The organism is Brunnivagina elsteri CCALA 953 (genome assembly GCF_002289455.1).
GTDB lineage: Bacteria > Cyanobacteriota > Cyanobacteriia > Cyanobacteriales > Nostocaceae > Brunnivagina > Brunnivagina elsteri.
In genome coordinates, this window is the sequence record NZ_NTFS01000028.1 from 21,181 (window position 1) to 29,830 (window position 8,650).

Sequence of the window (8,650 nt, forward strand, 5' to 3'; positions counted from 1 at the left end):
CTCTGGTGATAAATCTGGGTAATGATGCCAAGAGCAGATTTGTTAGATTTGTTGACATCAAGGAGCTAGAGAAATGAAAGGAATAAAAAAGTGGTGGGGAGATTTAGTAAATCAAATAGGTTATGTGTGTAGTATTTTATCTGGTTTTCCAGCATTACCAGCTAATTTCAGCTTTTTAGTGGAAGTGTTGGAGACAATTGACAAAAGTGAGGGTAATTCACAAGAAGTATATCCATTTTTATCAAGAAATTTAGATAAATTAAATCGAGGTTTTTTCATCTTAATCTGGGTATTTATTGTTCAATTTTTATTCAAAGACTCAGAGCCAGAAGTCGCAGAATCACTGGCGAATAAACTTGTTATTTTTGGTGATTTGCTTTTGGATTTTCCTGAAGGAAACAGAATTGAACAAGTAGAAATAGCTAGCGAAGCTTACGATGCCGCTCTTCAATTTTATCAGCGTTTTAATTTATCAGAAAACTGTAAAAGATTGGAGATAAAACAAATTACTGCTTCTAATCGTCTTTCAGCTTTATTGCAAGCTAAACGGTATTTAAATATACCACCTTTTATCAAGTTAAGTGAATTTACTGTAATCAAAACTAATGAGGCTAATTTTTTTAAGTTATTGGAAAAAGTATTATTGGAAATGTTACTTGTATCTTTTGACTTTATTTCCGAAGAATATGCCGCCAATAACAATCAGGATTTAAAGTCTCTTTTAAAAGAGAAAGCTTTTGCTTTTAGATGGAGTGAATCTTTAGAAAAACGAAAACAAGAAGTAGTTTATCCAATATTAGAATCTAACTTAGATAAACTAGATAAACGGGATGATGATTTTGCGGAATTGTTGAAACAATGGGCTTTGAAAGTTTTACCTACGATAGAAACTCTCGATGCACAAGTAATAGCTTCTGAACTAGGACAACTTGCTATGTTACTTTTCAAGTTTCCTCAAGGAAATCAGGGTAGTAATCAAGAAATTGCCATTGCTTGCTCAGAAATAGCATTGAAATTTATTCGATCTGATACTTATTTACAAGACTTAATAGGTTTGCACGCTAATCTATCGCTTCTTTATGTAAATCGCATTCGCGGTGATAGAGTTGAGAATTTAAAACTTTCTATTCGTCACGGAGAAGAGGTTATTAATAACAAAAAAGGGACTTCTTCAGAATTCAACAAAGCCATCGCTCTCAAGGGACTGGCACTTGCTTACTGGGAACTAGCTAGAGAAGTAACTATATACAGTGACGGTAATTATCAAGTTCTCGCAGAAGCCCTTAAACAAGCTATTGACTATTGCCATCAACTTGAAGAAATTATTACTCCTGAAGTTTCTTTATCAGAGTCGGCTGCACTTCAAATGTATCTGGGAAATATATATGCAGCTAGGCTGCATTTACACAACCTGAGTGCAGATAGTGACAAGATAGCTAATGATTCAGAAGAAAACTTTCTACTAGCTGTTGAATCTTATGAAAAAGCGTTGAAAGTATTTACTCTTAAGAATTACCCTGAAGCATGGGCTTTAACTCAATTTAATTTAGGAGTTACTTACTTAGATCGAATTAATGGTGATGTCCTTAAAAACGGAAAAAAAGCAGTTAATTTTTTCAAAAAAGCTCTGCAAGTTTATCGCCGTCGAAAATTTCCTTACGATTGGGCTGTAACTCGGTGTTCGCTAGGAGGTGCTTATCAAAATCTAAATCAAGTATCTAAAGCAATTAGGTGCTTTCAATTAGCACTAAAAATTCTTCAGCCTACATTTCATCCTTATGATTGTCTGAGAGCAGGAACATCTCTCGGAGATACCGCTTTTAAAATTGGAAATTGGCAACTAGCTATCAAAGGCTACGGTGAGGCGATTGCTGCGGTAGAACAAAGCCGAGATTGGGTTATATCCAGACAGCGTAAACAGGAAATTTTAGAGACTTCGCTCTATGTGTACGAACAAATGATCCAAGCCTCAATTAATGCTCAACAACCTGACAAAGCATGGGAAACCCTTGAGCGCAGCAAATCTCGTAACCTAGTAGAGTTACTTGCAGCAGCCGAAGTATATCCTAAAGGAGCTACTGAGTCGCAAAAGCAACAGTTACGAAATCTTAGACGCTCTATCCATGCTACTAGGCAAGCCTTGGAAGAGGAAGAAGGTTGGGGAGCATGGCAGCAAATCAGCAGAAGTATGGAGCAAACAGATGATGCTCAAAGCAGCACTGAAGAATCTTTAACAAGTCAAAAAATTGAACAACAACGTCAACTTTTACAATATTCTCAAGAACAATTAAATCGACTTTTAGACGAAATTAAGCAGGTAGACTCCCAATTTACACTGACTCAGCGTGTTGAACTTAGTAACTTAAGCGATATCCGCAACCTTATCGATCCTGAGACAGCAATTTTAGAATGGCATATTGGCATAGATAGCTTTCAAACCTTTGTTATTACTCACGATAATTTAAAGATTAATTTAGAGATTGTGCCATTTACCAAGGAAGATTTAGAAAAATTAAATAGCTGGGCAAATGAGTATATCAGTGATTACGAGGACACCAAGAGATGGAAGTTTAAATTAGGCGATAGACTAAGCAAACTTGCCCAGATTCTCCAGTTGCCAAAAATTTTCCCTCCAATTCTCAGTCAAGGATGTAAGCAACTAATTTTGATTCCGCATCGCTTCTTACATCTATTGCCACTCCATACTTTACCCCTTACTCTTTCCCAAGAAAGCGATAAATGCCTTTTAGATTACTTTCCTCAAGGCGTTCGCTATGCTCCTAGTTGCCAACTGCTACAACGACTCCAAAATCGACAACATCCTGTAGATGATTCTCATTTATTTTTTGCTGTTGAACCTCCTCTCCAAAATCTAGCTTGTAATCATATAGAGGTAGAAACTATCCAAAAACTTTTTGATCATGTCATGATACTCAAAGACAAGAAAGACATCAAAACTGCTTTTAATCTTCAAGAGAACCAGGAACATCTGCATAGTAGTTATGTTCATTTTGCTTGTCACGGTAAATTTGACTTCGAGCATCCTTTGCGTTCAGCTTTAATTTTCACAGAATTATTTTCTAATCAAATTCCCCAAACTCAAGAAACTAAAATTGAGTCACAAGAAAATTCTGGTAATCACTATCTGACTTCTTCTAATGAAGAACAGGGGAATACAGAAGAAAAATTAACCCTACAAGACATCTTTGCTACTCTCGATTTATCTAAATGTCGCCTTGTCACCCTCTCTGCTTGCGAAACTGGTTTTACTGACTTAAATCATCTTACTGATGAATATGTTGGCTTACCCAGTGGATTTCTTTATGCGGGTAGTACTAATGTTGTAAGTAGCCTTTGGTCAGTGGAAGATTTATCTACAGCAATCTTAATGATCGAATTTTATCAAAACCTACAGTCTAGTCCTGATGTCAGTATTGCTGTTCATCTCAGAGAAGCTCAACTTTGGCTCAGGACAGCAAAAATAGATGAGTTACTCAAATGGGCTGAAGACTCTAATTTACTTAGTTTAGAGAATAAGTTATTTATCAAAGGAGAATTAGAATCAAAAAAATGCTTACTTAAAGAAATTTTTAATAATCCCTACCATTGGGGAAGTTTTTTCGCGATTGGATAATATCTAGCGTATGTAATCAGGGAGTTTTTATGCAGAATTCGGAAGGACTCATTCAGACTTTTTTACAAGTTGTCGAAGATTATCCTGAAGTTTTTGACACTGAAATGATTGATGATTTTGATAATCTTAATAAGAAGATTATTGAGTTAGAAAACCAACCCAATCAAGAAATAGCAGATGCAATTCAGAAATGGTTATATAAATATCCATCTCTTGCCGAATTTGTTATGGATGTTTGGCAACCTCCTGCTGTTAGAAAGCCTAAACCAAAGCTAGTTACCGAACCACAACCACAATCACCATCACCAAAATATGAAAATACTCTCACAAATCGCTATCCAGATTTACCTAAAAACCTAATAAAAAGAATTGATTCTACACCGATAGAAACAAAATCCAAACCGGGATTAACACAATCAAATGAATAATACAATCTCTAATCCAAATGTTTATTTATTTTATTTTTATCTACAGAAACAGATTAAAAATGAACATCAAATTTGGCAAAAAGGCAATGAAATCTTATTGAATTGTAAGCACAAAATAGATGATTTCGATACTAATATCAAAGACGATAAAGGATTTGAGTATACACAAATAAATTCACTACTAGATTTCAAAGAAAAACCATCTAATATTCCTGTGGATTTAGTGCAATCAAATTGTCTGGAGCCAAAAGTTGATAGGGTAACATTTAAAGGAAAATTTACAGATAAAATAACAAACAATCAGCTATCAATCGACGGTTTTGTTTACCCGCTACAAATCCACGATAGTTACTGTCTTTGCTTCAATCTAGGTTGTCCAGATGAGCCTGCTCAGAATATAGAAGATATTAATTTGCTTGAAAAGTTTAAAATAGCTAAATCTTTAAAACTTGAAGACGATGACAATTTTTTAGGAGAAACTCTTTTAATTACTGCCCATCTTCCTGATAAACTTACTGAAAAATATAGGGATGAAAATGAAATTAAACACGATATTAGAACCCTCGCAGATAAGTGTTGTAACATCTTACTTAAACCAGAATCAACTTCACCATTTCATCATGCTGGTGAATTATTTGGTAGTCCTATTTTTGAGTATGGATTAATAAATCGTGAAATTGATATTTATCCTCATGTTATTGTTTGGTTATTTAAAGACAAAGAAGCTGACAAAAAGTTTGAAATTTATGAGCGCGAAATAATCGACTTATTTTTATATCGGCATAAGCTTATTAAAGCTTTTCAAGATAGCTATAAGGTTTACAAAAAACTAGAAAAACAATATCAACAAATTCAAAATTATATAGATGATTTTGAAAACAAAAGTAACAATCATCTGGTTGAGGATGATTTAAATAATTTTCAGAATAAGCTTAAAGAACTTCCTAAAAAAGCTCTAGAATATACTCGCTGGTTAAATGTGTTACAGGATTATCAAAACACAATTGTTCTTAATACCCATAACTACAATGAAAAACTAGAGCAAATTCGCAGCACAGAAATCGAGACCAATCTTAGATTTTTAGAAACTTTTAGCAAAAAGAATTGCTTAACTTTTCTTGAACAAATAAAGGGAGACTTAAATTACTTTGTTCCCAGTGCTAGATTATTTGACAATACAATTGCCGCCATTAGAGCTTTGGTCGCAATTGAACAGGCAAGAATTGAAAAGGAAAAGTTAAATGTTGAAGAGAAAGTACAAAATACTATTGAATCTGTAGGTGTAGGGATTGGTGTCGGATTTGGTGTTGGGGGGCTTTTTTCCAGTAATTATTCTTTGATTGAAAAGCCCTGGCAATTGCCTTCTTCTAAGCATCCGTTTCTTCCCCCTCATCCTTTCGTCGCTGCTTTTAGTTCTAGTTTAGTGCTGGGAGTGGGACTAGGATTACTGAGTTGGTGGTGTACCAAAAGTTATCTTGATAAAAAACGGTTAAAAAACAACTAATTATCGAAAACCAAGTGTCAAACTATGTTCCAGCCAGAGATAACCCCATAGTCCAATCTGTTGGGAATTCTGGGTGGCAAGTCTCTGATATTTGGAGAGATATCCGAGTCGATAATTTTTCTGATTTTTAATCTTATTTCTAAATTTAATTACCCTAAATATTGCTGTAGTGTAAAAATCAAATGGAAGCATCGCAGCAGAATTTCCACAGAATAATGGTAAGGTTTTCCATAAAACCAACCTTCAACTGTTCGCTCATGATATCCAGTTAATGCCGATAAAGTTGTCAAGCAAGCTTTCATGTAACCCGTAGGATTTCGCCCTCCTTCTTGCGGTAATTCGACTCCAGGATGAATTATTGGCATCCAAATCAAACACCATTCTTGTGGTGTCATCGGTTTTAGAAGCGCTAAGAATATTTGTTGGTTATTGGGTTTATTTTGTGTTTGCTGCAATATAAATTTTGCGAACCACCTGGGAATTTTCTTGGTGTTAGTTTCTTTTTGTTTGCATTGCATTTTAATTCTTCATTTCAGTTTATTTTCGCCATACCAAATCGATTGCCACTATTTAGAAACGGCAACATTTGAGGTAAATCTAATTTGGTTTCAATCTAAAACGCGATTTCCTGTTGTTGATAGCTTGGGGAAGATACCTTTAAATCGGAAATAAATTGAGCGATCGCCCCAATCCCCGTACAAAGCATCCCACTAGCAGCGCGATATCCCCGACGACTCCAACCACTCCACCCAAATCTTTCCCCCATCTCCCCAAACTCCATCAAAACAGCATCTGATTCTGGACAATTACTCGTTTGAATTTGAACCAGTTGTTGCTCTTTCTGCGACAGCACATTGTTTAGGCGATCGACTTCCTGCATTAAAGGTTCGATAGTTTTTTCTAATTCTTTGTTTACAACCTTTGCAGCTTGGTTATTCAAGGTGTTTCCCCAATTATCATTGCTGGAATGTTCTAGGGCTTTTTCTAATTCTGCGACTCGTTTTTCTAATTGTTGGTTTTTGGTTTGTAAAGTCTGGAGCGATCGCACTTCCTCATCTTTCATAAGCTTCCGAGAGTGGATTTTGCCTTGGTTTGTAGATCGGGTTTGGTAAAGCGATCGTAATCGAAGCTATACGCTAGTGAAAAAGGAGCAGTTGCGTTCATAATAAAGATGTCCCTTTTATTTGGACTAACCTTGCCCTCCGTCTTGATTGCGAGTCGTTGCGGGGGGCTTTGGTGACTAAAAACGAAGTTGCAAGCCCTCTCTTTGCGATGCTTTAATGCAATGCTGAGAGAATTTTTGCGTTTATATCTAAATCCTATCACACAATCACACACTCATCTAATCGTATGAATATTTGTAATATTAATTATGACTAGAAAAACCAGGACAGAGAGACTTACCCTCTCGATGGAAGAAAAATTAAAGCGTCGTTTCAATACTGTGTGTACCTGGAAAGGTATAAACATGAGCGATGTAGCGCACGAATTAATCGAACGCTGGGTTGAGGAAAATGCACCGCCAGGGCTTTTTGATAAGCCAGATGATGTTGATGATAAAAATCAGAAGTAGAGATAGATTGTTGCCAAAAAACAAATGCTTAATTGGTTACAAATGGCAGCGATCGCTATCGCTCTGAGCAGCAGGAATATCGGAATGAAATGCAGCCTTGCAAAGTGGTTATGCAGGGAGGTAGAAAATTTTCTGCGCGAACCGACAGGTCATCGCTAAGTCCCAAGAGGAGAGGCTACGCCAACGCGATCGCCTCCCAGGACTGTGCAGATGCAAACATTTACCTGACAACAGTTCCAGTTCTTTATCCAAGAATCCTGGAACATTACCACCTATTCCTATGCCTGACACTCTCCACCGCAGCATCAGCATTTACAAAACCCCGTCCAAAGAAATACTCCTGTGCTGACAAGGGTTTTGCCTTGGCAAAAATCCCTAAAGGTCGAGAAATTAGAGCATCCCCAGCAGTGCCAAAACCCACTTCCTTCTGCAATCGAGACTGATTCACGTCAGAAGAAGAAATACTCAACATTAATCAACGTAAAATATTGATGGCTCACGCCAAAAATGCGAGTGAAGTCAATGGAATCAACTTGTGAACACCATAAACATTACATTCACTCACCCATTTGCCAAACCACCCAAGTATATATTTGGCGTACAAGTCGCAATTAAAAGTAACTGCGATCGCAAAAAATGGGCGACAGGTCAAGTTACTGGATTGCGATTAGATTATAACTCCCCAAATACTTGGAACTACACGGTGGTTTTTGATTATCCGCAAGGATTTTGCGAAGAATTGACCGAAGAGGATTTAGCAGCAGTAGATGAATTAGTTTGCTCACAACTGTTGTTCAAGTAAAAATGACTACTATGAATTTCTAATAATAAAAACCTTTGCTGTTGGTAATTTTGCCAGCAGCTTTAATTTTACGGCTAACGCCTTTACGGGTAATGAAGCTTGTAAAACCAAGGATTTTAAAACATGAAAACTCCACAACAAATAACAACAGAACTCAATCAATTTACTGGTTCAACAACTCTCTACAAACATTGGCTTGGCTTGAAATATACAGACGGAATCAAATACTTAGCTGACGCAACAAACTGCTATTGGCTATTAGATGCAATTTTCTCCCATCAAACGAAACAATTTCTCTCGAATCCTAATTTACGGGAGTTTCAAATCTGGCATTTACGAGTTGAGAATAATTCCGGTATTTTGGTTTGTGAATGGGATACAAACCAAGAAGTTTTACGCCAAGAAATCGAATATACCAATTTTCCACTAAGCCATATAAAACTTTACTTGGTAGAAACAACTCTCATGCTACCAAGCGAATATTAAACCGCATCAAATTTGTAGATAAAGGGAAAATAATCATGGTGCAAGCAATTAGCAATGAGCAGATATTTGTCAGTAATCTTGAACAATTTGTGACTAAAGCTGATAAGTTTATCAAAACCTACTATTCAGGTGTTAAACCTCGTCTACGTTGAAAACCGTAGTTTTTCTTCATCTTCTTCAAGATGATTTTTTACCCACAAGCGATCGCTAATTTCAAACGGAT

General features: G+C 36.3%; 9 protein-coding genes. 7 read left to right on the forward strand and 2 right to left on the reverse strand.

Annotated features, from left to right (window positions below; genetic code table 11):
* Positions 1-73: 73 nt before the first annotated feature.
* From CK510_RS04300 to CK510_RS04310, 3 genes are read left to right on the forward strand one after another with little or no spacing between them, the layout of a single operon-like run.
* Positions 74-3,634 (forward strand): CHAT domain-containing protein, encoded by a 3,561-nt coding sequence (locus CK510_RS04300; RefSeq protein ID WP_095720518.1) that lies wholly within the window; start codon positions 74-76, stop codon positions 3,632-3,634.
* 29 nt (positions 3,635-3,663) lie between these two features.
* On the forward strand, positions 3,664-4,062 hold the full coding sequence (locus CK510_RS04305; RefSeq protein WP_095720519.1) for a hypothetical protein: 399 nt from the start codon (positions 3,664-3,666) through the stop codon (positions 4,060-4,062).
* Positions 4,055-5,566: a hypothetical protein gene (locus tag CK510_RS04310; RefSeq protein WP_095720520.1), complete on the forward strand. Its 1,512-nt coding sequence runs from the start codon at positions 4,055-4,057 to the stop codon at positions 5,564-5,566. The genes CK510_RS04305 and CK510_RS04310 overlap by 8 nt, the downstream gene beginning before the upstream one ends.
* 149 nt (positions 5,567-5,715) lie before the next feature.
* On the opposite strand, the gene CK510_RS04315 is transcribed toward CK510_RS04310, so the two are convergent.
* Together CK510_RS04315 and CK510_RS04320 are read right to left on the reverse strand one after the other, a co-directional pair.
* Entirely contained in the window at positions 5,716-6,084 is a 369-nt protein-coding gene (locus CK510_RS04315) for a hypothetical protein (protein ID WP_095720521.1), read from the reverse strand.
* Positions 6,085-6,179: 95 nt separating this feature from the next.
* Positions 6,180-6,629, reverse strand: coding sequence for a hypothetical protein (locus tag CK510_RS04320; RefSeq protein WP_245911845.1), 450 nt, complete (start codon positions 6,627-6,629; stop codon positions 6,180-6,182).
* Between the two features lie 309 nt (positions 6,630-6,938).
* On the opposite strand from CK510_RS04320, the gene CK510_RS04330 reads away from it, so the two are divergent.
* The 4 genes from CK510_RS04330 to CK510_RS04345 all read left to right on the forward strand — a co-directional run bounded on the left by CK510_RS04330 (position 6,939) and on the right by CK510_RS04345 (position 8,427).
* Positions 6,939-7,139 carry a plasmid partition protein ParG gene (locus CK510_RS04330; RefSeq protein ID WP_095720523.1) on the forward strand — a complete coding sequence of 67 codons (201 nt, stop codon included), beginning with the start codon at positions 6,939-6,941 and terminating at the stop codon, positions 7,137-7,139.
* 32 nt (positions 7,140-7,171) lie between these two features.
* On the forward strand, positions 7,172-7,582 hold the full coding sequence (locus CK510_RS31470; protein ID WP_158224839.1) for a hypothetical protein: 411 nt from the start codon (positions 7,172-7,174) through the stop codon (positions 7,580-7,582).
* Between the two features lie 92 nt (positions 7,583-7,674).
* Entirely contained in the window at positions 7,675-7,941 is a 267-nt protein-coding gene (locus CK510_RS04340) for a hypothetical protein (RefSeq protein ID WP_095720524.1), read from the forward strand.
* 123 nt (positions 7,942-8,064) lie between these two features.
* Positions 8,065-8,427 carry a DUF6876 family protein gene (locus CK510_RS04345; protein WP_095720525.1) on the forward strand — a complete coding sequence of 121 codons (363 nt, stop codon included), beginning with the start codon at positions 8,065-8,067 and terminating at the stop codon, positions 8,425-8,427.
* The last annotated feature ends 223 nt before the right edge of the window (positions 8,428-8,650 follow it).

What these genes read in the sequence shown, in the direction of transcription:
- CK510_RS04300 (WP_095720518.1), top strand. Translation starts at nt 74, where the DNA reads ATGAAAGGAATAAAAAAGTGGTGGGGAGATTTAGTAAATCAAATAGGT.
- CK510_RS04305 (WP_095720519.1), top strand. Translation starts at nt 3,664, where the DNA reads ATGCAGAATTCGGAAGGACTCATTCAGACTTTTTTACAAGTTGTCGAA.
- CK510_RS04310 (WP_095720520.1), top strand. Translation starts at nt 4,055, where the DNA reads ATGAATAATACAATCTCTAATCCAAATGTTTATTTATTTTATTTTTAT.
- CK510_RS04315 (WP_095720521.1), bottom strand. Translation starts at nt 6,084, where the DNA reads ATGCAATGCAAACAAAAAGAAACTAACACCAAGAAAATTCCCAGGTGG.
- CK510_RS04320 (WP_245911845.1), bottom strand. Translation starts at nt 6,629, where the DNA reads ATGAAAGATGAGGAAGTGCGATCGCTCCAGACTTTACAAACCAAAAAC.
- CK510_RS04330 (WP_095720523.1), top strand. Translation starts at nt 6,939, where the DNA reads ATGACTAGAAAAACCAGGACAGAGAGACTTACCCTCTCGATGGAAGAA.
- CK510_RS04345 (WP_095720525.1), top strand. Translation starts at nt 8,065, where the DNA reads ATGAAAACTCCACAACAAATAACAACAGAACTCAATCAATTTACTGGT.